The 23,779-nt window shown below is 70.6% G+C and carries 18 protein-coding genes; 11 read left to right on the top strand and 7 right to left on the bottom strand.

The window, feature by feature from the left end; genetic code table 11:
- Nucleotides 1-38 precede the first annotated feature (38 nt).
- Complete coding sequence (locus ASC56_RS16625; protein ID WP_055492187.1) at nucleotides 39-296, bottom strand: hypothetical protein; 258 nt, start codon at nucleotides 294-296, stop codon at nucleotides 39-41.
- Between the two features lie 708 nt (nucleotides 297-1,004).
- Here ASC56_RS16625 and ASC56_RS16620 point away from each other — a divergent pair.
- Nucleotides 1,005-2,339 (top strand): hypothetical protein, encoded by a 1,335-nt coding sequence (locus ASC56_RS16620; protein WP_234376975.1) that lies wholly within the window; start codon nucleotides 1,005-1,007, stop codon nucleotides 2,337-2,339.
- A 149-nt stretch (nucleotides 2,340-2,488) separates the two neighbouring features.
- Nucleotides 2,489-2,983 (top strand): hypothetical protein, encoded by a 495-nt coding sequence (locus ASC56_RS16615; RefSeq protein WP_055492186.1) that lies wholly within the window; start codon nucleotides 2,489-2,491, stop codon nucleotides 2,981-2,983.
- 151 nt (nucleotides 2,984-3,134) lie between these two features.
- On the opposite strand, the gene ASC56_RS16610 is transcribed toward ASC56_RS16615, so the two are convergent.
- The 3 genes from ASC56_RS16610 to ASC56_RS16600 form a co-directional block, all read right to left on the bottom strand.
- Complete coding sequence (locus tag ASC56_RS16610; protein ID WP_055492185.1) at nucleotides 3,135-4,055, bottom strand: undecaprenyl-diphosphate phosphatase; 921 nt, start codon at nucleotides 4,053-4,055, stop codon at nucleotides 3,135-3,137.
- A 227-nt stretch (nucleotides 4,056-4,282) separates the two neighbouring features.
- The gene (locus ASC56_RS16605) at nucleotides 4,283-5,569 is read right to left on the bottom strand and encodes a serine hydrolase (RefSeq protein ID WP_063784973.1); all 1,287 of its coding nucleotides are present in this window, start codon (nucleotides 5,567-5,569) and stop codon (nucleotides 4,283-4,285) included.
- Nucleotides 5,570-5,975: 406 nt separating this feature from the next.
- Nucleotides 5,976-6,599, bottom strand: a complete 624-nt coding sequence (locus ASC56_RS16600; RefSeq protein ID WP_055492184.1) for a DedA family protein — start codon at nucleotides 6,597-6,599, stop codon at nucleotides 5,976-5,978.
- A gap of 319 nt (nucleotides 6,600-6,918) precedes the next feature.
- Here ASC56_RS16600 and ASC56_RS16595 point away from each other — a divergent pair, with 319 nt between their 5' ends.
- The 3 genes from ASC56_RS16595 (at nucleotide 6,919) to ASC56_RS16585 (ending at nucleotide 12,083) form a co-directional block, all read left to right on the top strand.
- The gene (locus tag ASC56_RS16595; protein WP_055492183.1) at nucleotides 6,919-8,616 is read left to right on the top strand and encodes a PHP domain-containing protein; all 1,698 of its coding nucleotides are present in this window, start codon (nucleotides 6,919-6,921) and stop codon (nucleotides 8,614-8,616) included.
- Complete coding sequence (locus ASC56_RS16590; RefSeq protein WP_055492262.1) at nucleotides 8,613-9,239, top strand: hypothetical protein; 627 nt, start codon at nucleotides 8,613-8,615, stop codon at nucleotides 9,237-9,239. The genes ASC56_RS16595 and ASC56_RS16590 overlap by 4 nt, the downstream gene beginning before the upstream one ends.
- A gap of 168 nt (nucleotides 9,240-9,407) precedes the next feature.
- Nucleotides 9,408-12,083, top strand: coding sequence for a hypothetical protein (locus ASC56_RS16585; protein WP_055492182.1), 2,676 nt, complete (start codon nucleotides 9,408-9,410; stop codon nucleotides 12,081-12,083).
- 83 nt (nucleotides 12,084-12,166) lie between these two features.
- Here the strand turns inward: ASC56_RS16585 and ASC56_RS16580 are convergent, their stop codons facing one another.
- Nucleotides 12,167-12,316: a hypothetical protein gene (locus tag ASC56_RS16580; RefSeq protein WP_159039669.1), complete on the bottom strand. Its 150-nt coding sequence runs from the start codon at nucleotides 12,314-12,316 to the stop codon at nucleotides 12,167-12,169.
- 897 nt (nucleotides 12,317-13,213) lie between these two features.
- Here ASC56_RS16580 and ASC56_RS16575 point away from each other — a divergent pair.
- Nucleotides 13,214-13,423, top strand: coding sequence for a hypothetical protein (locus tag ASC56_RS16575; RefSeq protein WP_055492180.1), 210 nt, complete (start codon nucleotides 13,214-13,216; stop codon nucleotides 13,421-13,423).
- A gap of 532 nt (nucleotides 13,424-13,955) precedes the next feature.
- On the opposite strand, the gene ASC56_RS16570 is transcribed toward ASC56_RS16575, so the two are convergent.
- Entirely contained in the window at nucleotides 13,956-14,489 is a 534-nt protein-coding gene (locus ASC56_RS16570) for a cysteine hydrolase family protein (protein ID WP_055492179.1), read from the bottom strand.
- A gap of 63 nt (nucleotides 14,490-14,552) precedes the next feature.
- Between ASC56_RS16570 and ASC56_RS16565 the strand changes: the two genes are divergently transcribed.
- Nucleotides 14,553-15,221: an alpha/beta fold hydrolase gene (locus ASC56_RS16565; protein WP_055492178.1), complete on the top strand. Its 669-nt coding sequence runs from the start codon at nucleotides 14,553-14,555 to the stop codon at nucleotides 15,219-15,221.
- Here the strand turns inward: ASC56_RS16565 and ASC56_RS16560 are convergent.
- Entirely contained in the window at nucleotides 15,149-16,180 is a 1,032-nt protein-coding gene (locus ASC56_RS16560) for a metallophosphoesterase (RefSeq protein ID WP_055492177.1), read from the bottom strand. The two genes, ASC56_RS16565 and ASC56_RS16560, sit on opposite strands and share 73 nt — an antisense overlap.
- 701 nt (nucleotides 16,181-16,881) lie before the next feature.
- Here ASC56_RS16560 and ASC56_RS16555 point away from each other — a divergent pair.
- From ASC56_RS16555 to ASC56_RS16540, 4 genes are all read left to right on the top strand, one after another.
- A complete protein-coding gene (locus ASC56_RS16555) occupies nucleotides 16,882-18,591 on the top strand; it encodes a trypsin-like serine protease (protein WP_371330069.1) in 1,710 nt (569 codons plus the stop codon).
- 273 nt (nucleotides 18,592-18,864) lie between these two features.
- Nucleotides 18,865-19,935 carry a hypothetical protein gene (locus ASC56_RS16550; protein WP_159039668.1) on the top strand — a complete coding sequence of 357 codons (1,071 nt, stop codon included), beginning with the start codon at nucleotides 18,865-18,867 and terminating at the stop codon, nucleotides 19,933-19,935.
- 544 nt (nucleotides 19,936-20,479) lie between these two features.
- The gene (locus ASC56_RS16545; RefSeq protein ID WP_234376974.1) at nucleotides 20,480-22,006 is read left to right on the top strand and encodes an SDR family oxidoreductase; all 1,527 of its coding nucleotides are present in this window, start codon (nucleotides 20,480-20,482) and stop codon (nucleotides 22,004-22,006) included.
- A 16-nt stretch (nucleotides 22,007-22,022) separates the two neighbouring features.
- Nucleotides 22,023-23,390: a deoxyribodipyrimidine photo-lyase gene (locus tag ASC56_RS16540; RefSeq protein ID WP_055492175.1), complete on the top strand. Its 1,368-nt coding sequence runs from the start codon at nucleotides 22,023-22,025 to the stop codon at nucleotides 23,388-23,390.
- The last annotated feature ends 389 nt before the right edge of the window (nucleotides 23,391-23,779 follow it).

Below are 23,779 nucleotides of genomic sequence, written 5' to 3'. Positions count from 1 at the left end.
GGCAGCACAGCCGCCACGTCAGGAGCCGTCGGCTCGGATCACTGCCCCTTCAGCGACGCGATGCGCACCGGATGTGCGGCGCGGCCGGCCGGACTCGGATTCACGGGCGTATTCGGATTCACGGGCGCATGTGGGGAGGAGCGGACGAAGGCCGCACGTCCGCTGTCCTCCACCCCGCTCCCGCTCTCGGTCGCGATCGCCGTCACCAGGATGGTGCTGACGGCGATGACGCAGAGCGGAATGGCCCAGTCACGCAGCGCGTGCCTGCGGTCGGCGATGCCCTCTCGGCGTCGCATGCCTGCTCCTCCTCGGTTTTCCTCCGGCCCCCGCTTCCTACGGTCCATGCCGCTCGCGGGAACGGCGATCCCCCGTGAGTATGAAGGCCCTGGGGCCCAGGTGTCCCGCCGTGTGTGGAGTGGATGGTGGGGAGACCTCGTACGGACCGCCTGGACCGCCCGGACCGCCCGGACCGTCCGGACCGCCCGGACCGTCCGGTCGCCGTGGCGCGCCCGGGGACACGGCCGTCGCGCCGGCGCCTCTTGGGGAGGGGGAGCACGTAGCCGCGATCCGGGCCCGCGTAGGCTGCGTTGAGCAGGATCCCGACGGGATGCGTATCTATCGTCGACGAACGCGAAGACCAGGCTCGACGCGGTTCGCTCGGCGCCAAGAGTTCACTCTATAGTTGCGCAATCCGGCAAGTGTCTCGCTATGCTTCCGGCGATTCGCGACAGGTACCTCGTTCGCCGAGGCGCCTGCGGGACACCGGCCACGACCCGGCGACGTCGAGAGATGCCCCGGGCGGGCGCGGGCCCCCGGTCCAGCGGATGACCCCAAGGGGCGTCCCCTCCGCGGGGATGCGCCGCGTGGTGGCACCACTGTGACACGTGGGGTGGATCGGCTGCGGACGCGGCCGGATCCACTCCCCGCCGAGTCGATGACGACGCGCGGTGGCCGCGTCCTCGGCCGTCCCAACGCCGGAGGCGGGCAGATGGGAAGGACGGAACGTGCGGAACGCGGAGACGGCGGGAGTCGCGCCCAGGGACGGGACGCGGATCGGCCGGATCGGGCGCTATCCAGTGCGATGGCACCACGCACTGCTGACCTTGTGGACGGCTCTCTGGTTCTTCGTGGCCGAACGCCACGGAGCCGTGTCCTGGCACTATCTGAGAACCGGTGAGGAACTGCTCTTCAGCCAGGTGCCCGGCGGCGGCCTCGCGCTGTACGCCAACCACCCCGAGCTGCAGATAGGCCCGGTCAGCTTCCTGGTCGCCGGGCTCTTCTCACCGTTCCCCACCCTCGTGGGCGAGAAGCTCGCCGAGGCGTTCATGTCGGGTTTGGGCATGTACATGCTGGTCCTGGTCGGCCGCGCGGCCGCCGACCACAACCTGGGCACCGGGCTGAACCACAAGCGCCTCCAGCAGCGTGTACTGATAGCCGGCGCCGCCTTCATCCCCATGTGGGTGGAGGTCTCGGTGCGCTTCGCACATCTCGACGACGTACTGGCGCTGTTCTTCACCACCCTCGCCGTACGCGCGCTGGTGCGCGGCAACGCCGTCGGCGTCGGTGTGTTCCTGGCGCTGGCCGTGGACTCCAAGCCCTGGGCGGTGGGCTTCCTGCCGCTGCTGCTGGTGCTGCCCCGGCCCGCGCGCCTGCGCTCCGCCGTCTGGGTCGTCGGGCTGGTCGCCGCCGCCTGGCTGCCGTTCTACCTCACGCACATGGAAACCTTCGCCGCGGCGCGCTTCACCATCCCCAACCAGGCGGCGTCGTCCCTGCGCTGGTTCGGCGTGAACGACCCGTCCACCCCCTGGTGGGACCGGCCCGCACAGATGGCCCTCGGTATGGGCCTCGGCGCGCTGGCGGTGCGCAGACACCGCTGGGCCGCGGTGGTGCTGCTCGCCGCCGACGCGCGGATCCTGCTGGACCCGAGCGTGTACACGTACTACAACGCCTCGGTACTGCTCGGCACGCTGATCTGGGACTCGATCGGGCAGCGGCGGCTGGTGCCCTGGGTGAGCTGGATCGCGCTGATCTCGCTGTACGGCAGCGCGCTGCTGGTCCCCTCCGACTCCACCCGAGGGTTGATCCGGCTCGCGTTCGCCGTCGGCTCCGCCCTCTACGTGCTGTGGTGGCCCCAGCGCACGCCCCGCAACAAGCGCCGCAACGGAGAGGCCGAGGGCCCGCCCCCGCAGCCGGGGCAGACCGTCCCTGAGGCCCGGATGACGCTCGACGCGCATACCCATCCGACGGTGCGGAAGTCACTCGTGGATGTGGTCGCGGGAAACGCCGCGCGGGTCGCCGACCGCCCGGCCGCACCCGCCGGACCGCCCTCGTACGTGTGACGCCGGCGCGCGCCCGGCCCCGGCATCGACGGTCCGGGCTTCGCCCACGCCGAAGGCGACGAGAGCGTATGGGTCCCGTATGGGTTGCGGGGCCCTTGCGCCCGAGGCGGTGGACGGCTACAGGATGGTGGTGCGAAGGGAGGGCGCCGATGCGGATCCTGCCTCACCCTCGCCGCACGGAGGGCACGGTGGTCCTCGGTGTGCCGCGGGCCGTCGTGGGGCCCGGCGTACCGTCGGCCGTCGGGGTCCTCGCTGTGCCGTCGGCCGTCCTGGGGAGGGTGTGGGCCCCGGTCCCCGCCGCCGAGCGGGCGGGAGTGGCCGCCGCCGCGCTGGCCGGCGTCTGCGTCGTGTTCTTCCTCGTCATGGTGGTACGGAGCGGCCGGCACCGAAGGGTGCGGACCTCCCGGCGCCAGGCGGCCGCCCCGGTCGAGACTTCATGGTTCAGCGCCCACACCCTGGACGGCTTCCCCGAGGAGGCCGTCCGTGCCAGGCTCGGGGCGCCCGGTGCGCCGCCCGTCGAGCGTCTCTACACCGCCTGGATCCTGGCCAACCACGGGATGGACGCCGTAGGGCTGGAAAGGCGCCTGAGCCTTCCCGCCGACCTGGCCCATCTGATCGTCGACGCCGCCCGGTCGAAGCGCTGAGAACCGCCGGGCGGTGCGGGGAGCGGGCCGTGCGAGGAGCGGGCCCTGCAGGAACGGGCCCTGCGGGAACGGGCGGTCGCGGAGGTGAGGTGTCTCCGGGCCTGGGTTGTCTTTGGGCCCGTCCCCGTCCCCGTCCCCATGCCCGTGCTGCTCAGGCGAGGCTGAGGTAGGCGAGGCTGCCCAGGCCGGCGAGGGTGCAGTAGACGGCGAAGGGGGTCAGGGAGCGGGTCTCGAAGTACTTGGTGAGGAAGGCCACGGCGACGTAGCCGGCGGCGAACGCGGCGATGCTGCCCACCAGCAACTGCCCGTGGATGCCGTTGCCGGCGGGGCCGAACAGCTCGGGCAGCTTCAGCAGGGCGGCCGCGCCGATGACCGGGGTGGCGAGCAGGAAGGCGAAGCGGGCGGAGTCCTCGTGCCCCAGGCCGCGCAGGATGCCGGCGCTGATGGTGGAGCCGGAGCGGCTGATGCCGGGGAACAGCGCCAGGATCTGCGCCGCGCCTATCAGTGCGGCCTGGCGGAAGGACATCTGGGCGAGACGGTGGTCGGAGAGTTCGCCCTCGTCGAGCTGTTCCTCGCCGGGGCCGGCGCCGTGCCGGGCCCGGTGTCGGCCGCCGCCGCCCTGGCGCAGCCGTTCCGTGATGTACAGCACCAGGCCGTTGAGGGTGAGGAAGATCGCGACGGGTGTGGGGCGGCCCATCACCGTGCGCAGGAAGTGCTCCAGGGCCAGTCCCACGATGCCGACCGGGATCGTGCCCACGATGAGCAGCCAGGCGAGCTTCTGCGCGGGTGTCTCTATGCGGCGGGTGCGCAGGGAGGAGACCAGGCCGCCGATCACACGGGCCCAGTCGCGTCGGAAGTAGACGACCAGGGCCGCCGCCGTGGCGAGGTGCAGGCCGACCAGGACGCTCAGATAGGGCGACTTGTCGGCCGAGACGTTCAGATCCCGTGCCCAGTGGCCCCCGAGCAGGGCGGGCAGCAGAATGCTGTGGCCCAGGCTGGACACCGGGAACAGTTCCGTGACGCCTTGCAGGAGACCGACCCCCACGGCTTCGCTGTAGGACAAGGCGGACATCAGAAGCGATTTCCTCTCAGTCTGGGGCTGACGTGCCGACCGTCGAGCGCCCCGGGAAGACCGGCCTGATGCGGCCAACAGACTTCAAAGGTTGCGCAACTCCTGAAGGATAGCGTTCGCCCCAGCCGCGCCCATCCGGCCACCCCCCTGCGCCCGTGCCGTATGCCGGGCCGCTTGGCAAGGTGGCCGTGCACGGCGGATTCTGCCCGCGCGAAGTGAACTGGAGCTTACGAGCGGGCGTCCCCGAGGGCAGTCCCGTGGGCGGTCCGCTGCGCCATGGACCGGCCCGGGGAGCGGGCGCCGTCGTGTACGGGCCTCAGGACCGCCGCCAGCAGGCGGTTGGCCAGGGGGGTCGGCGCGCCGAAGTCGAGGCTCAGGTTGGAGACCGAGTAGACACCGCGCACGGACAGGTCGCGGGTGGCGAACATGCCGTTGGCGTAGCCCTCGTCGTGGCCGGTCTTGCCCCAGAGCACGGTGCCGTTCGGCAGCGGAGTGGACATGAGGCCGGCGCCGAAGCAGGCCAGGTTGCCGCAGGCGGTACCGCCGACGAACGGGACGATTTCGCCCTTGGCGTCCTTGGGCAGGGTGAACATCTCGTCCAGCTGGGCGGCGGTCAGCAGGCGGCCCTGGAACAGGGCGGTGATGAAGCGGTCGAGGTCGGCCGGGGTGGAGATCATGTTGGACGGATCGCCGCCCTGCTCGCTGACGTCCACCGCCGTGCCCCGGCTGTCGGTCACGTAGCCGTGCAGACAGGGCCTGGGCATCGTGGGGTCGTCCTCGGGCACCGAGGTCTGTTCGAGGTGCAGCGGCTCCAGGATGCGCGTCGTGACCTCCTGCTTGAAGGAGTGGCCGGTGATCCGTTCGATGAGTTCGCCCGCGATCCGGAAGCCCAGGGAGTTGTACTCCTGCTTGGTTCCCGGCGCGAAGTGCGGTCCGGGCCACGGACGGCCTGCGGGGCGCAGGGTGCTCCGGATGATCTCGTCGAAGGTGCGGTACGTGTAGCGGTGGGCGATCGTCTCGTCGACGCTCTCGGCGGGCTTGCCCTCGTCCACGTCCGGAAGGCCGCTCGTGTAGGTGATCAGTTCGCGGACGGTGATGGGCTGGAAGGTGTCCGGGAGCACCCCGGGCAGGTAGTGCTGGACGGTCCGGTCGAGGTCGATCCGGCCCTCGGCGGCGAGTTGCAGGATGACGGTGGTCTCGAAGACCTTGGAGATGCTGCCGATGTGGAAGTGCGCGTTCTCCGGGATCTTCCGGCCGCTCTGGGCGTCGACGGTGGAACCCCGCCAGATCTGCCCCGGCTCGCCGACCCGGGCGATCGCGCCGGAGGCGCCGTCGGTGGGCCGGGTCCGGATGGAGTCCTGGAGCGCCGTCGGGTCGAGTGGGGGAAAGGACCTTGTGGCGCTGGTACGTGCGTCACCGGAGGCGAATGCCTGCGCGCCGGTGCCGGCGGTGAGGCCGAGGAAGGCGGAGCCGATCAGACCGAGGGCTACGACGCGGCGCGTGACAGGCTTCATATGACGCTCCATGAGATCGGGATTCGGGTGGGCGAGCGGTACTCACCGACCCGGCCCATCCTGTTCGGGACCCGACCCGAGGGGTACCGGGACCGGCCCTGACTCGTCCCCGAAGCTGACCCTGGTCCGTCCCCGACCCTGATCCTGGTCCGTCCCGATCCTGATCCTGGTCCGTCCCCGACCCTGATCCTGGTCCGTCCCGACCCTGATCCTGATCCGTCCCCGCCCCTGACCCTGGTCCCTCCCCGCCCTGGTCCTGGTCCGTCCCCGTCCCCGACCGGGCACCGCCGCGCCCTCGGGCCGAACGGGCGAGTGTCGATATCGGCGCCCCCGGGCGCCGCCAATGGACACGCGGGCGTCGGCTCCGGTCCGTGGGGAACGACCCCGCGCGCCGAAGCACGCGGTGTCACCGCTCGCGCCTGCGACGCAGCAGATGCCGGACGACGAATGCGGCGACCAGCACTCCCAGGGCGATCAGGGCGTAGAGCTGGTAGCGGTGGATCTCCTCGTAGATCACGGTGATGTGGGACCCGGCCACGTAGGCCAGGGTCGCCCACAGGCCGACCCACAGCGCCGCGCCGAGCGCGTTGAAGGCGAGGAAGCGGCGCCAGTGCATCCCGGTGGTGCCCGCGATGATGCCGTTGGCCTGGCGCAGGCCCTCGACGAAGCGGGCGACGGTGACGATCTTGCCGCCGTGGCGGGTGAAGAACTCCTCGGCCGAGTGGAAGCGTTGAGGAGTCAGGAAGACGTACCGGCCGCACCGGTGGACGAAGGCACGCCCGCCGACCCGGCCGATCAGATAGCCGACGTTGTCCCCGATCACGGCCGCGGCGAACGCGATGGCGGCCACCGCCACGATGTTCAGCTGACCCGCACCGGCGTAGACACCGGCGGCGATCAGGATCGTCTCGCCCGGGGCGGGCACCCCGAAGTCCTCCACGAAGACCAGGACGCCGACGGCCCAGTAGCCGTAGTGGCTGAGCAGTGGGGCCAGGTGAGCCAGCGGACCCGGAAGCGGAGGAGGGGCCATGCCCCCACCGTACGTCCCGCCCTGCACGACGGGCCCGTACGACCCGTACCGGCCTTCCAGGGCCCTCCGAACACAGTGGGAGTCCGAGCCGGGAGCCGGGCGCCCATTCTGTTCGGAGCTCTGAGCACGCGGTAGTGCCCCAGCACCACGACGCGGTGAAGGAACCCCGGGCGAGCACGAGCCGCGGTCCCGAACCGCTCCCGCTGCACATCCGCCTTCTGTCCTTCCTTACCTCACTATCACCTTGACTCCCGTTGTTCACCCGGCCTTCTCAGACTCTGCACGTCCCAAGCGTCCCTGTCGCACGCGGGAGTTGCGTATGAGCCACGGCCACAGACATGACCACGGTCACCACCACCACGGGAGCGGCGACGCCTCCTCCCTGCCACCCGCCCTCGACATGTCGGTCCCGGACGAGGAACTGACTCCCAGCCAGCTCTCGCGGCGCTCCATGCTGCGTCGCACCGGCCTTCTCGGGGCGGGCCTCGCGGCGGGCAGCGTCCTCGGCGGCACGGCCCGGGCCACCGCGGCGGAGCCCGCGCACGGGGACTCCCGGGACGAGCATTCCGACGGGTATCTGTGGCTGGCCGGTGACCACCACATCCACACGCAGTACAGCTCCGACGCCAAGTACCGGGTCATCGACCACGTGCGCCAGGCCAACGCGCACGGCCTGGACTGGATGGTCATCACCGACCACGGCAGTGAGACGCACGCCAAGATCGGTGTGGAGAAGGTCAACCCGGACATCGTCGCCGCCCGCGAGCAGATCGACGACACGCTGGTCTTCCAGGGCCTGGAGTGGAACATCCCGGCCGCCGAGCACGGCACCGTCTTCGTGCACCCCGGCAAGAACGAGGTCGCGGTGCTGAAGGAGTTCGAGAACTCCTTCGACGGCGCGGTGAAGAAGGCCTCCGCCGGCACCCCGGCGAACGAGACGCTGGCCATCGCGGGCATCAACTTCCTCGCCGAACAGGTGCAGCGCCGCAAGGTCAAGGACATCCTGTTCCTGGCCAACCACCCGGCCCGCAAGGGCATCGACTCCCCGCACGAGATCCGCGCCTGGCGCGACGCCCAGCCCACCATCGCGGTCGGTATGGAGGGCGCTCCCGGCCACCAGGCCGCCGGCATCCGCGCCCCGCAGGGCCCGGGCTCCGGCCGCGGCTACTACGACAACAGCCCCAGCGCCGACTCCTTCGCCGGCTACCCGCTGGAGAGCTACCGCACCTGGGGCGGCTTCGACTGGATGACCGCCACCGTCGGCGGCCTGTGGGACAGCCTGCTGGCCGAGGGCAAGCCCTGGTGGATCACCGCGAACTCCGACTCCCACAACGTCTACGCCGACACCGCCGTTCGCGGCCCGAACAGCGACTTCGCCACGAACGGCCGCTACAACGACCCCGTCTACGGCGGCGGCCTGAACCTGTCCGACGGCGACTACTGGCCGGGCCAGTACTCCCGCACCCACGTCGGCGCCGCCTCCTTCTCCTACAAGGCGGTCATGGACGGCATCCGCGCCGGCCGTGTCTGGGTCGACCACGGAGGGCTCATCAGCGGCCTCGACGCCCGGCTGCGCTCCCGGGGAGACGCGGTCACGCTGGGCGGGGCGCTGACCGTACGCCGCGGCAGTCAGGTCGACCTGGTCGTCGAGATCAGCCTGGCCAACGGCCCCAACTGGGCGCAGTTCGTGCCCACGCTGGCCCGCGTGGACGTCATCCAGGGAGACGTCACCGGCCCGGTCTCCGACAAGGACGCCCTCACCACGCCCAACACCAAGGTCGTCAAGTCCTTCGAGGTGAACCGGTCCACCGGCTCGGTGCGCCTGACCTACTCGCTCGGCCAGGTCGACAGGCCGGTCTACGTCCGGCTGCGCGGCACCGACGGAAACCGCACCGCCGTCGGCCTGAACGGCGCCGCCGTCGACCCGGCAGGTCCGGCCATGGATGTCCTCGGGGACGCCGACCCGTGGAAGGACCTGTGGTTTTACTCCAACCCGATGTGGGTCCTGCCCGCATGACCGCACCGCACCTCGCGCCCGGCGTCCACTCCGTCATCGGGGTGGACGCCGGGACGGGCAGCCTGCGTGAGGCCGACCACCTGATCCACCACCTGGTGGATCACCTCGGCCTCCTGCCGGGCACCATCGCCTGCACCCATCTGATCCGCACCGGTGAGCGCCGGGGCACGGCCGTCTCCCTCGCCCTGCCCGACACCGGAGCGGCCGAGGCGGCATGGGAGCGCCTCGCCGGTACGCGGGAAGGGCCGGTGGTGGGAGCGGTACTGGGGGAGCGTGGGTACGGCCCGGAGGAGGCTGCCCGCGCGGCGGCACTGGCAGCCGTGGAGCACGCCCGCCGCAGCAGCGGGCGAGCCGTGGTCTTCCCCGGAGTCCAGCACCTCACCGGCACCGTCACCGTGGCCGACCTGCTCGCCCTGACCGCCATCGACCTGGTCACCGTGGTCGGCGCACCGTCGGCGGACGCCGATGGACCCAGCCCCGCCACACGGGTGCTCACGCGCGACCACGTACGACCCGAGTGGCGGGACGGACGACTGGCCCTCGCCCTGGTCCCGGCCGTCGGCGGCGCACTCGCGCCCTTCGAAGTGCCCAATCCCACGCCCTGCTGCGCGGATCACGCCTGAGGAGCTCCTCGCGCCCCGGTCGTGGACGACGGCGGACCGAGTGCCAGGTCCTCGGTAAACTCCCCGCCATTTTTCCTGTGAGTTCATTCAGCCACTGTCACGGGCACGCCAAGATCTGCTCCGCGCCCGGGGACGACACCCCAAACCCGGTCGTAGGGAGGAGAGCTCATGATGCCCCAACGGCATCAGCGACGGTTCATCACCTGCACCGTCGTAGCGGTCGCGTTCGGGCTGGTCAGTACCCAGTCGTTCGCCGCACAGGCCGACACCAGACCCCGGCCCTGGAACGCGCGCCACCAGGCCGACATAGGCCGCCATCACATCAAGGCGGTGCACGCCGGCAACGGGATGTCCGCCCTCGCCACATCCGGGGGCGGGGACGGCGGCTCCGACGAGGCCGAGAACTCCGCCGAGGCCACGGCCCAGTTCACCGAGGCGCGCACCGCCCCCGGCGTGGTCGCACCCGGCGCCTACGGAGCGGCCTGGCAGCAACTCCAGTCGCTGCGGCACACGCGCGGCGACTGGGACCACGTCACCGGCAAGAAGTACAACTCGGACGATCCCCGCTATCGCGATGTGAACTCCAACTCCAGCGGCGGCGCGGGCGACGTGACCGGCCGTATCACCGGGATCGCCGCCGACGACCAGGGCTATGTGTACGCGGGCGGTGCCAACGGCGGCGTCTTCCGGTCGAAGACCGGTGGCGGACACTGGCAGCCGATCTCCGACAAGCTGCCGTCCCTGTCGACGGGCACGCTCGCCCTGGACGGCAAGGAGCGCCTCTGGTACGCCACCGGCGAGTCCAACACCGGGGCGACGTCCTTCGTCGGCACGGGCGTCTACCTGCTGAAGGACCCCCGCCACGGGCAGTTCCAGCCCGGCGACCGCGTGGGCGGTGCCGAACTGGAGAGCACCGTCATCCACGCGCTGCGGTTCGCCGGCACCAAGGTCTGGGCGGCGACCAGCAGCGGCGTGTGGTCCCACTCCACGACCACCCTGTCGGGGCCGTGGAAGCAGGAGTTCGCGCCCAACCCCGACTATCTGCCGGGCGGTCCGAAGGCGTCCGACCCCAGCGCGCCGTACAAGAACATCGCCAACGACATCGCCGTCGACCCGAAGGACCCCTCCAAGGTCCTGCTCGCGGTCGGCTGGCGCGGCGGCGACACCTACAACGGGCTGTACGCGAAGCAGGCCGACGGCAGCTGGAAGCCGGTCGGCGGACTCGGCGACCTGCCCACCAGCAGTGACGATGTCGGCAATATGACCTTCGCCGCCTCGGCCGACGGCTCGCGCCTGTACGCCATCGACCAGTCGCCGGCGCAGATGGCCACCAACCCGGACAGCGGGCTCAAGGGCGTGTACGTGTCGAAGGACGGTTCGCCGTTCGGGCCGTGGACGCTGATCGCGGACTACACCAAGCTGAAGGCGTCCGGATCGGCGCTTCAGGGCGCGGGCTACCAGCCCGGCATCCAGTCCTGGTACAACCAGTTCCTTCAGGTCGACCCGGCCAACGCCGACCACCTCTACCTCGGTCTTGAAGAGGTGTTCGAGACCAAGAACGGCGGCGCGAGCTGGACCACGCCGGGGCCGTACTGGAACTTCCCCTTCCCCTGCTGGAGCATCGACCCGGCCAAGCAGACCGGCGACTGCTCACCCACCACCCACTCCGACCAGCACGCGGTCGCGTTCGGCAGCTACAAGGGCAGGACCTGGGCCTACGTCGGCAACGACGGCGGCATCTACCGGCGTCCGCTCAACGGCGCGGTCGACTCCGGGGGCCACGCCAAGGACTGGCAGTCCCTCAACGACGGCACCCTCGACACCCTGCAGTACTACTCCGTGGGCGTCGGCAAGGACCTCTCCCACGGCGGCGTGTCGGTGACCGGAGGCCTCCAGGACAACGGCCAGTCGATCCTGCGCGGCCGGGACAAGGTCATGGGTTCCAACTTCGGCGGTGACGGCGGCGACACCATCGCCGACCCTGCCAACGGCTGCAACATCGCCGAGGAGTACGTCTACCTCGACATGTGGGTCACCCAGAACTGCGGTGTCAACGACGGTTCGTGGAGCACCGACCCGTCCAAGGCCACCGAGTACGAGGTCGCCCCGCCGGACAAGGATCTGGGTGGCGCGGGCGCCCGCTTCATCGCGCCGATCAACGCCGACGCCAAGGACACCAACACCTGGGTGGCCGGCGGCCGGCACGTGTGGATCAACACCAAGGGCTTCGCGATCCGCTCCGGCGCGGAGTGGAAGAACGCCTACGACCTCGGTGCCGGCCATGTGGCCACCGCCGTGACGTCATCGGGCGGCACGGTGTACGTCGGCTGGTGCGGGCCCTGCAACAACCAGGGCTTCACCCGGGGCATCGCGGTCGGCAACGCCGACGGCACCGGCTGGCACCAGCTGGACCTCCCGGTCGACGGCACCATCCCGAACCGCTACATCTCCGGCTTCGAGGTCGACCCGGCCAACGCCCAGCACGTGTACGTCGCCGTCAACGGCTTCTCCCGCAAGTGGACCGAAGGCCCAGGCGCGGGCGTCGGCCACATCTTCGAGTCGAAGAACGGCGGCGCCGACTGGACGGACATCTCGGCGAACCTCCCCGACGTCCCCGCCAACACGGTGAAGCTGATCCCGGGCGGCGGCCTCGCCCTCGGCACCGACCTGGCCACCTTCTACCGGCCCGCCGGCGCCACCCGGTGGCAGGTGCTGGGACACAACCTGCCCAGCACGGCCGTGATGCAACTGCGCCTCGGCCCGGACGGCAAGTTGTACGCCGCCACCCACGGACGCGGCCTGTGGTCCTTCGACGTACGACGCCTCAAGGGCCGTAACGACTGACCGCGGTCGACGCCCGTCTCACCACGACGGCCGGTGCGGCCCCCGCTCCCGGGGGCGCACCGGCCGTCTCGCGTTCGATCGCGTCACTGCACCGGATACGCCGCCACACTCAGCCGGAGAGTGAACACGGGCTCGCCCCCGGTGCCCCAGATGACGGTCACCGAGCCGGTCCGCGCGGCCCGCACCGTGACGCGGGTGACGCCCTGCCCGTCGGTGGCGTTCGAGGTCACCATCGCCAGCATCGGACTGCTGCTGTGCGGCTGCGGCCAGGAACCCTCGGGACGGGGCGCCAGGACGACGGTCACCCTCGCGCCGGGGCGTACACACAAGGATCGGACGGGGACGTCCCCGGGGCCATGGGTGACGGTGGCGGAGCCGGCGACACAGCCCGGTGACGCGGAGGCTGTCGCGGGGCCACTCCCCGAGGGCGTCGAGGGCCGCGGATCGGCGGAGGGCCGCGGATCGGCGGAGGGCCGCGGATCGGTGGAGGGCCGCGGATCGGCGGAGGGCCGCGGATCGGTGGAGGGCCGCGGATCGGTGGAGGGCCGCGGATCGGCGGAGGGTCGCGCCGGTGAGTCGCTGCCGCTTCCCGCGCAGGCGGTGAGCAGACAGCAAACGGCCACCAGGACGGTCCCGAACCAAGGCCGGGCCGACCCGACCCCCGGGCCGGGTCCCCTGCGCTCCACCGCCACAACGGCCCCCTCGCTCCACCGAACGCCATTGTGACGTCCTGCTCCACGCCGCGGTTCCGCCGATCACAGACTGCTGTCGGTCGACCGCATTCGGTTCGCGCGAGTGGGCCGGTGAACCGGCTTCAGTGAATCTGCACATCGAATGCGCAACCGCCGCACGGGGTGCGCTGCATCTGCATGAACGCCTGCCGGACTCTGCTCCGTTGGCGTGGAGTGTCCCATTCGGGGGCGCCGTGGAAATACCGGTCATCGCGCTGTGGCGAACAACGTGTAGAGAAACCGCCCCCAATTCGTGGTCACGTCCGCACGTATGCGTAGCCCCTGCGTTCAACTGCCCCGACCGGTGTGGCGATTGATTGGATGCCCGGCGCGCTCCGTGATTGGATCCTGTGCGCCGCTCCCCCCTTGTGGAATATCCATGCGAAGGGAAGTTTCATCGTGAACTCCGCTCCCCAGGTTCAGACCGCCGAGATCTCCGACGCCGAGCTCGACAACGTCTCCGGCGGCCTGAACCCGCACGCCAGCGTCTTCGTCGGCGCCACGACGATCAGCGACTCCGCTGTCCTGGCTCAGGCCGACGGCGTCAAGAACGAGGTTCTGGGCACCGTCAGCCAGTACCACCAGGCCGGCGTCGCCGTCTCCTTCTGACCGACAGCCTGACCGCCGCTCGCTGATGTCCCCCCGGCCCCACGGCGTGATCGGGGCCGGCAAGGCGGATGCAGGCCGTACGGAACGACAGAGCTCCTGGCAGGCACGGGTCTCGATCAAGACCCCCACACCTGCCAGGAGCTTCGCGTGTTGGTACGGCGCCCCCCCCGGCACGCCTTCGCCCACCTGGCCCGCCCCGGCCCCGGCGGGGCAGCGTGCCGCCGTCGCGGCCGGGGATCCAGCGGTTTGAGTCCGGGCCGGTCAGGCCGAGCTTGGCCTTGGCCGGGGCGCCCTTGGCGGGGTTGATCACGGTGGCCGTGTCGTTGACGCCGAAGATGCGGGTCAGCTTCGCGGTGCTGTCGGACAGCTTCAGGGTGTAGGTCGGGGCGGTGTTGTTCGCGCCCGGCAGGAAGGCGTCCGGGTACGGCATGAAGCTGGACGGCCCGCCGCCGGACGCCGAGCACCGGATCGTGTACGTGGTCAAGCCCACGGCGGTCAGCCACCAGTAGCGGCCCGACCGCCGGTCGCCGGGTCAGTTCCCGGCGATCTGTGTGGCCAGGAGATCCGCCACCAGGGCGGTGCGCGCGCCGAGCGCGGTGAGCCGGTCGAGCGCCTCGCGGTGCTGCGCCTCGTCCACGCTCGCGGTGGCGTCGGAGACGACCACCACGTTGTAGCCCAGGCGCAGCGCCGTCGCGGCCGTGGCCGCGACACCGTGTGCGGTGGACAGTCCGGCGACCACCACCTCGGCGACCTCCTCGCGGCGCAGGACGTCGTGCAGTTCGGTGCCCTCGAAGGCGTCGAGGCCGTTCTTGGTCACCAGGTGGTCGCCGGTGCGCGGTGCGCAGGCGGGGACCAGCTGGTTGGGGGCGGCACCGATGCCGCCGTCGGCGCCGTCGGCCCGTACGTACCGGACGAGGACGACGGTCGAGGAGTCGGCGTTCGTGAAGTGCTCGCGCAGCCTTCCACACGCGTCGACCACGGCGTCACCGCTGACCGGCTGCCACGGCATGTCGACGATCCACCGCTGCAGATCAATCAGGACAAGTGCCGTGCGGGCGCGGGTCATGTGGTCCCCCAGGGACGGGTGATCGGCGGTCCTGCGCACACTACCAAGGGGAAGAACAGCTCAGTGGAGAGGCCAATCACGACGCGGGACGGACTGCGGCTGTGGACGGAGACGTTCGGCAGCCGCCGTGATCCGGCGGTGCTGCCGGGGATAGGCGGTACGGCGCCCGGCATCGTGTGGCCGGACGAACTGTGCCGACTGCTCGCCGTGGACGGCTACTTCGTGGCGCGCTACGACCACCGGGACACCGGCAGATCGGGCAAGTCCGACGGCGAGTACGACCTGTCGGCGCCGGCATCGGACGCCGCCGAGGTGATCGCCGGGCTCGGGCTGGGCCGGGCGCACGTGGTGGGCCCGTCGTTCGGCGGCATGGTGGCCCAGTTGCTCGCCCTCGACCGGCCCGAACTCGTGTGGTCGCTGGTGCTGTTGTCCAGCTCCCCGGACGCGAACGGTGACGTGTGGCTGCCCCGCGCACCGGTCTGCCCGGTCCGCGTCCGCCGATGCTGGAGCGGGCCGCCCGGCTCGCCGCTTCGCCGCCGCTCGGTCCCGACCGTCGGACGCCTGTGCCTGCACTTCGGGCACCGCACGCCGACAAAGAGGCCGACGGTCGGTCGGATCCGCACGCTTCCCACCGACCGCCGGACGTCTCCCTGGTGTGGTCAGGAGGTGAAGGGCACGCGGGTCCAGTTGAGGACCTGCGGGCTGCCGGGGTCGACCGTCACCTTGAGGTAGTTGGTGGCGTTGCCGGACCCGTCGACGGTGACGCGGTGCAGGTTGGGCACAGCGGCCGTCTGCTTGTAGAACGACAGCCACTTGGAGCCGGCGGCCAGCGGCTGGTCGGCGTTGTAGACGTGGCTGTCGCCGTTGAACAGGTACACCGGGCCGCGGAATCGGGCGGATTCCTGGGCGATCGCGTCGACGATCGGCTGGCAGGCGTAGTAGTCGGCGTACGACGGGGCGGTCACCGTCGGGTCGAACATGTCGGCCTGGGTGAGCAGGGCGACGGCCTTGTCGTGGTGGCGCCGGGCCCCGTCGAAGGTCTCGCGGATCGACTGGACCACGGCGGCGGTGCGGCCGAGGACCTCGGCGGCCTGCTCCGGGGTGGGCTGGGTGTTGCCGGTCCACGGCGCCATGCTGTTGTTGCTGCCGACGATGTGCAGCGCGGCGAAGGCCACGTCCGCCCGGGTGTAGCGGACATCCTCGGGGTATCCCTGGTTTGCCTGCGAGGCGACGCGGACACTGTTCTGCCCGAGTGTCCGGCCGGGACTCGGGAAGAACACTCTGCGGATCGTGGCGAGGCGTTCGAGCGGGTTGTACGGGCCGTTGTTCGGCCGGTGGCAGTCGGTCCACTCATTGTCGCCAACGGTGTAGACCAGCGGGTCCTTGAACTGGTCGAAGTCCGACTTGATCATCTGGAAGTAGGCGTCACTGCACACGGACGAGCCGTTCTTGATGTCACCGAGGTGATCCACGAACTGCACGTCGGGATCGGCGTTGATCTGCTGGACGACTTTGGGGAACTGGGCGATCTCGGCGTTCCCGTAGGGAACGTCACCGATCACCGCGAAGGTGAACCGGGAGTCGGGGGAACCGGCGGTGGCCGCGCCGGCCGGCGCCGACCCGGTGGACAGGGTGATGGACAACACGCTCAGGGCAACCGCGGTGGATGCTGCATAACGCCACTGTCTCATCGTGTCCTCCTGTGATCGGAAAGGCGCGTCAATCTCCCGGACGTGGTCGACCACCAGGTCCCCTCACGGAGGACAAGCGGTGAACAGTGCCCGGCGGCGTGGTGGTTCGCGCGGTCGGTCCGCGATCTCACGTCATCGGCGGCGCCTGCGTTCACCGAGCGCCATGCCCAACGTTCGTAGGCCCGCGAGGCCGGGTCCGGAGCCGCGTTGACGCCGGAGGTCCCGAAGTGCGGGCGGAACTGCCAACCCACTCCGCGCCGTTGGCGCGCACAACTCAGCGAGTCTCGCTGAGCGACGGTCAGGGTAGTCTCCGGCACCTTCGCCAACTGCAGTGACTTTGCAAAGCCTTGTGCGATTGTTCCGCATTCGTTTCCTGGACGGTCTCGCGTCAATTCTTGATTGACCATATGGTCGGGCGGCCGCCGGGCGGGGAACAGAATTTCGGGAACGCGTTGGTCCCGAACCAGTTGGCGGTATCCACGAGCTGCCGTCGGTCGACGGCTTTCTCCCTGTCCGCGTGCGAGAAGACCCCTTTCACCGACGGGAGACCTGAGTGTTCTCTGCCCACAGGGCCAACAAGGGCGCAAGACGGAGGCGACGGGCGCGGAGAGTCGTTCCCGCAGCGGTGGCGCTCGCCGCCGCCCTCGCCGGCGCCCTCTCTTTCGCGTCCGCCCACGCTTCCCCCGGCTGCTCCCACCCCGGTGAGGGCCGCGGTCCCCTCCCAGACCCAACTGACGGCCCGCGTGAAGGGCGCACTGCGGACCGACCACGCCTCGCGGACGCGGTCCAAGCCGTCCGCGACCACCGCGCGGCCCACCGCCCCGTCCGCGACCACCGCGCCGCCCACCGCCAGGTCCTCGACCACCTCGCCGTCCACCGTCGACCCGAAGATCATCGGCGGTACGGAGACCACGATCGCCACGGCGCCGTGGATGGCCCAGCTCTGGTACTACGACGACAAGGGCACCAGCGACACCACGGACGACGTCGGCTTCTTCTGCGGCGGCTCGGTCGTGTCCCCGACGAAGATCCTCACCGCCGCGCACTGCGTCAAGGGCTACGACTGGCACGCGAACGGCACCATTGTCACCGGCACCAGCCAACTGCCGACCGACAACAGCGACGGCTCCGTCGACCTGCACGGAGGCACCGTCTCCGGCGTATGGCGGCAGTGGAACCACCCGTCCTTCAACTCGACGACGGTCGACAACGACATCGCGGTCCTGACGCTGCCGAACCCGGTCAGCGCCAAGCCCATCAACATCACCACGTCGAACGACGCCTCCTCCTACACCGCGGGTACCAAGGCCACCCTGTACGGCTGGGGCCGCACCAGCTCCACCAGCGGCGACATCTCGCAGACGCTGCGCACCGCAACCCTTCCCATGGTCTCGGACGCCACCTGCTCCAGCACCTACACCACCAACTTCGTCGCGGGCCACATGGTCTGCGCCGGCACCCCGGCCACCGGCTCGGACAGCGGCACCGTCGCCGCCTGCAACGGTGACTCGGGCGGCCCGCTGATCGTCGGCGGCAAGATCGTCGGCGTGGTCTCCTGGGGCGTCGAGAACTGCGTGGCCTCCGGCTCGTACAGCGTCTTCACGAAGGTGAGCACGTACGTCGGCGCGGCCTACCCGCGTCTCGACGACACCAACCTGAGCGGCGATGCCAACGCCGACCTGTTCGTGCGCCGCGCGTCCGACAACTCCGGTTTCGAGTACGACTCCAAGGGCACGTCCTTCGGCACGCGGATCCCCTGGGGTTCCTACAGCGACAAGAACGTCATCCTGCAGACCGACCTCAACCGGGACGGCTACCAGGACCAGATCATCCGCCGCGCCTCCACCGGCGCCGTCTACTGGCGGCACTACATCCCGGCGAGCAACAGCTGGGCCACCACCATGGTCTTCGGCAACTGGTCCACCCGTACGCAGATCGTCGCGCCCGGCGACGTCACCGGCGACGCCCTGCCCGACCTGCTGTCGGTGACGGCGAGCGGGACCCTCTACATCTACCCGGGCATGGGCAACGGCACCTTCGGCTCACCGGTCGCGGTCAGCAGCGGCTGGAACCAGTACAACCGGCTTCTCGGCCACGGCGACTTCACGGGCGACGGCAAGGCGGACCTGATCGCCCGCAGCAGCAGCAACTCCTACGTCTACGTCTACCCGGGCACCGGCAAGTCCGGTTCGGGGGCGTTCGGCACCCGGATCCACGTCCGTACGTGGGGCCAGTTCAACGCGTTCGACACCGTCGGCGACATCACCGGGGACGGCAGGGCCGACCTCGTCGCACGCACCCCGGCCGGCACGCTCTACCTGTACCCGGGCACGGGCAAGGCCACGTCCGACATCTTCAGCACCCCTGTGACGATCGGCACCGGCTGGCAGCAGTACAACCTCTTCGGCTGACGGCCGACCATCGCCGAGCGGCCCCGGCATGTCCTCGGGACACGCCGGGGCCGCGTCACACTGACCGGTCAGGAGCCGCACGGGACAGAGGTCCCAGCACTGCGCCGGGCGCCTGTCCGATGCCGAGGGGAGCGGGTCTGGGCCATCAGCGTCTACATAGGTGTAGACGTTAATCCGCGTGTTGTCTGTGGGCTTGTTCAGGGCCACAAGTGCGCCATGCATTCCGCGAAGGGTCGGACACGAGCCCCCCACCCTCACGGCTTAAGGAATCTCATGGCAAGGATGTCCACCAAGTTCGTCCGCAACTGCGCGGCAGCCGTCGCGGCTGTGGCCGTCACCGGGCTCGGCTTCTCGGCGTCGGCGGGTGCCGCCACGACGTCGGCGACCGTGCCCGCGGGCTTCTCCACGACCGTGTTCGCCCATGCCGGGGGGAAGCTGACCGGAGCGGACGACATCGCCCGGCTCGGCGACAAGCTCTTCGTCGGTTACCAGAACGGTGTTGGCTCCAAGGGTGAGCCCGCTGCCAACGGCACCAAGAACAGCACCGTGGTGGAGTTCGACAAGCACGGCAAGGAGGTGGCGCACTGGGACGTGGCCGGCAAGGTCGACGGTCTCGGCGCCGACAAGCGCACCGGGCAGGTCATCGCCACGGTCAACGAGGACGGCGACAGCAGCGCTTACACCATCGACCCGGACAGTAAGCACCACGCCGTCAAGCACTACCACTTCAGCTCGCTGCCGCACGGCGGCGGCACCGACAACGTCAGTGTCCGGAACGGCGTCGTCTACATCGTCGCCTCCAACCCGACCGCGGACGCCAAGGGCAGCACCGCCGGCCGCCCCGCGCTTTACAAGGTCAGCTTCCACGGCACCACCGCCAAGACCACCCCGGTCTTCGACGACAACATCACCGCCACCAACCTGGTGACCGGCAAAGCCGGCGCGCTCAACCTCACCGACCCGGACTCCAGCACCTTCGTCCCGCGCAGCGTGCCTGGCCTCGGCGGTAGCCTGCTGCTCGACGGTCAGGGCGACCAGCAGGCGGTCTTCGTCAAGAACTGGGGGACGAAGAAGCAGCGCGCCGACGTTCTGCCGCTGAGCCAGCAGGTCGACGACACCGCCTTTGCGACCTCCACCGAGGGCACCCTCTACGTGGTGGACAGCGCCAAGGGCCAGGTCGTTGCCGTCACCGGCCACTTCACCAAGGGCGAGGCGTTCGTCTCCGCGAAGGGCGGTCTCGGCACTCTCAGCCTGAAGACCGGCACGGTCACTGCCTTCGGCAACGCCGTCGCCAGCCCGAAGGGCCTGCTCTTCGTCGCCGCCGACCGCGACGAGCGAAAGTAGACCGCTCCCCGCGTCGGAAACACCAGGGGGCCCCGGATCACTCCGGGGCCCCCGGCTTGTGTGCACTGCGGCCTTCCGGCGCACCTCGTTCGGCCGGAAGTGGCGTCGGGCTCGCGCCGCTGCGGGTCGCCCGGACGGCTTCCACCTCTACGACCTTCGTCACACTTGTGGTGCGTCACCACCCACCGGTCTAGACAACAAAGAACCCCCAGACCTCTGACCTGCGCACTTACGGGCACGGATCGGGCACGTCCCTGCCGCAACCCGTCCTCGCCGTCCCGGGGGTCTGTCACGCGCCTTTCGGCCCCGTCCGAAGTGAGACCGACCCATACGGTTGGCACCCAGGCGTGTGCCGACCCCGTGGTCACCACCCTCCGGCCGGGACCGGCGAGGTTGCGGTCTTCGTCCTCGGGCCCAAGCATGGGCTGAGGAGAACAGCGACAGAGCACATCGGAGGGGGAACGTCCCGGGAGGACATGAGAGCCATGACGTTTCCTGCCCCCCGGTCCGTCGGCCGTCGCAGGACAAGGCGCACTCGACAGGCATGCGTGCGATCGGCATGACCGACGACGACCGGCCGCTGCGCTGTCTGGTCACCGGTGCCACCGGTTACATCGGCGGCAGGCTGGTGCCGGAGCTGCTGGCCGCCGGGCACAACGTGCGCTGCCTGGCCCGCGCCCCCGGCAAGCTGCGGGACCATCCGTGGTCTGGGCAGGTGGAGGCCGTGCGCGGGGACGTGACGGACGAGTGGGCCGTGCGCGCGGCCATGAAGGGCATGGACGTCGCGTACTACCTGGTGCACGCACTGGGCACCGGTCGGGGCTTCGAGGAGACCGACAGGCGCGCGGCCAGGATCTTCGGTGAGCAGGCGCGTGCCGCCGGAATCCGCCGGATCGTTTACCTCGGCGGTCTGAGCCCTTCCGGAGTACCCGAGCACGCACTCTCGCCCCATCTGCGGTCCCGCGCCGAAGTGGGCCGCATCTTCCTGGCCTCGGGCGTGCCCACCGCCGTACTGCGGGCAGCCGTGATCATCGGGTCGGGTTCGGCCTCGTTCGAGATGCTGCGGTATCTGACCGAGCGGCTGCCCGTGATGGTGACCCCGAGCTGGGTGCGCACCGGCATCCAGCCGATCGCCGTCCGCGACGTGCTGCGCTTCCTCGTGGGATGCGCGAGGCTTCCGTACGACGTGAACCGTGCCTTCGACATCGGCGGACCGGACATCGTCACGTACGAGGAGATGATGCGGCAGTACGCCGTCGTCGCCGGGCTACCGAAACGCGTCATCCTCCCGGTTCCGCTGCTCACCCCCCGGCTGTCCAGCCTGTGGGTCGGTCTGGTCACCCCGGTGCCGGGCGCTCTCGCGCGCCCGTTGGTCGAGTCCCTGAAGCACGAGGTGGTCTGCGCCGAGCGGGACATCGTCCGTTATGTGCCGGACCCGCCGGAGGCACCGGTTAACCTCGACCAGGCGATCCGGCTGGCTCTGAGGCGCGTGCAGGACGCGGACGTTGCCACCAGGTGGTCCTCGGCCTCGATTCCCCGCGCCCCCAGCGATCCGCTGCCCACCGACCCCGACTGGGCGGGCGGGAGCCTCTACACGGATCACCGCGAGCGCACGGTCGCGGCGTCGCCGCAGGCCCTGTGGCGGGTGGTGGAGGCGATCGGCGGCGAGAACGGCTGGTACTCCTCGCCGCTCGCCTGGTCCCTGCGGGGCTGGCTGGACACCCTGGTGGGTGGTGTCGGCCTGCGTCGGGGCCGCCGGGACGCGACCCGGCTGAGGGTCGGCGACAGCCTGGACTTCTGGCGAGTGGAGGAGATCGAGCCGGGCCGGCTGCTCCGGCTGCGCGCGGAGATGCGGCTGCCTGGCCTGGCCTGGCTGGAGATGGCCGTCGACCGAGACCCACAGGGGCGCACGGTGTACCGGCAGCGGGCCCTGTTCCATCCGCACGGCCTGGCCGGGCACGTGTACTGGTGGGGCGTGGCCCCCTTCCACGCCGCGGTCTTCGGTGGCATGGCCCGCAACATCGCCGCCGCGGCCGAATCGGCCGCCCCTGAACCGGCCCGTACTCACTGAGGGGGCTCGAGGGACTGTGCGCGTCTCGGTCGCCCTGTTCACCGCCGACCTGCGGGTGCACGACAACCCGGTCCTCCAGGCCGCTCTGAAGGACGCCGAACGTGTGGTCCCGCTCTTCGTCGTCGACACCGGCATCCGCCGCACCGGCTTCGCCGGACCCAACCGCGCGGCGTTCCTCGCCGACAGCCTGGCCGACCTCGACGCGGCCCTGCGGGCTCGGGGCGGCCGGCTGGTGGTGCGCGTCGGTGACGTGGTCGAGGAGACCTGTCGGGTGGCGGCGGAGACCGGGGCAGCCGTGGTGCACATCGCGGGCGGGGTGAGCCGCTACGCGGCACGGCGCGAGGAGCGGCTGCGCGCGGAGCTGGCCGACGGCCGACGCGAACTACACGTCCACGACGCCTCGTTGACGGTCGTACCGCCGGGAGCGCTGACACCGGCGGGCAAGGACCACTTCGCCGTCTTCACCCCGTACTTCCGGCGGTGGGAGAGCTTCTCCGTGCGCGGCGTCCTGCCCGCACCGGACGTCGTACGGCTACCGGACGTCGGCTCGGTCGGCCTTCCTCGCGCAGAGTCCATCGCGTCGGGCCCCACGTCGCCGGGCCTGCCCGCCGGCGGGGAATCCGAGGCCCGTCGCAGGCTGCGGTCATGGCTGGCGGGCCCGCTGTCCGTATACGGGGACCGGCACGACGACCTGGCCGCCGACGCGACCTCCCGGCTCTCCCCCTACCTGCACTTCGGCTGCCTCTCACCGACCGAACTGCTGCACCGGGCCCGCGCCCAGGACGATCCCGGTGCGCACGCCTTCGTCCGCCAGCTCGCCTGGCGGGACTTCCACCACCAGGTCCTGGCGGCCCGCCCCGACGCGGCCGACCACGACTACCGGCCCCGGCACGACCGCTGGCGCCGTGCCACGAAGGAGTTCGAAGCCTGGCAGGACGGCCGCACGGGCTACCCCGTCGTCGACGCCGCCATGCGGCAGCTGCGCCACGAGGGCTGGATGCCGGGCCGGGCCCGCCTGCTCGCGGCAAGCTTTCTCACCAAGACGCTGTACGTGGACTGGCGGGTGGGAGCCCGCCACTTCCTGGACCTCCTTGTCGACGGAGATGTGGCGAACAACCAGCTCAACTGGCAATGGGTCGCCGGGACCGGCACGGACACCCGCCCGAACCGGCTCCTCAACCCACTCGTCCAGGCACGCCGGTACGACCCCCGCGGGGAGTACGAACGCCGCTGGCTCCCCGAGCTCCGCCACCTCGACGCCACGGCGGTCCACCGCGTCCCCCACCTGGACGCAGCCACCCATGCGGGCCTGGACTACCCCGCTCCGATCGTGGATCTCGCCGAGGCCGCCGCCCGGTTCAGGGAGCGACGGGGCGCCGAGTGACCGGAACAGATCAAACCCAGGCCGCTGACCTGGGGCTTCTCTCTGGAGCGGGTGACGAGAATCGAACTCGCGCTCTCAGCTTGGGAAGCGACGGAGCCTGGGCGGGTTCCATGGGTTCTGACCAGCGCAGATACGTGGTCCTCGAGGTGGTCGCGTGGGCCGGATCGCACCGCTGTCGACCGTGGTCGTCCGTCCTCACGGGCACGCTATGGGCACGGCTCCGGAGCCATTGGCCAGGGGGATTGGGCGACGGACGTTGGAAGGATCCTGCGTCCAGGTGCCTCTTGCCCAGGACATGCGTGATTGCGGATGCGTAGGCGGGCCCGGAGCCGACGTCGAACGACAGCCGGTAGCCGAGGTTCAGGAACCGGTGGCGTCGGACGGCGGTC

Source organism: Streptomyces sp. TP-A0356, from assembly GCF_001417775.1.
Lineage (GTDB): Bacteria > Actinomycetota > Actinomycetes > Streptomycetales > Streptomycetaceae > Streptomyces.
This window is presented reverse-complemented; position numbering and strand designations above follow the sequence as displayed.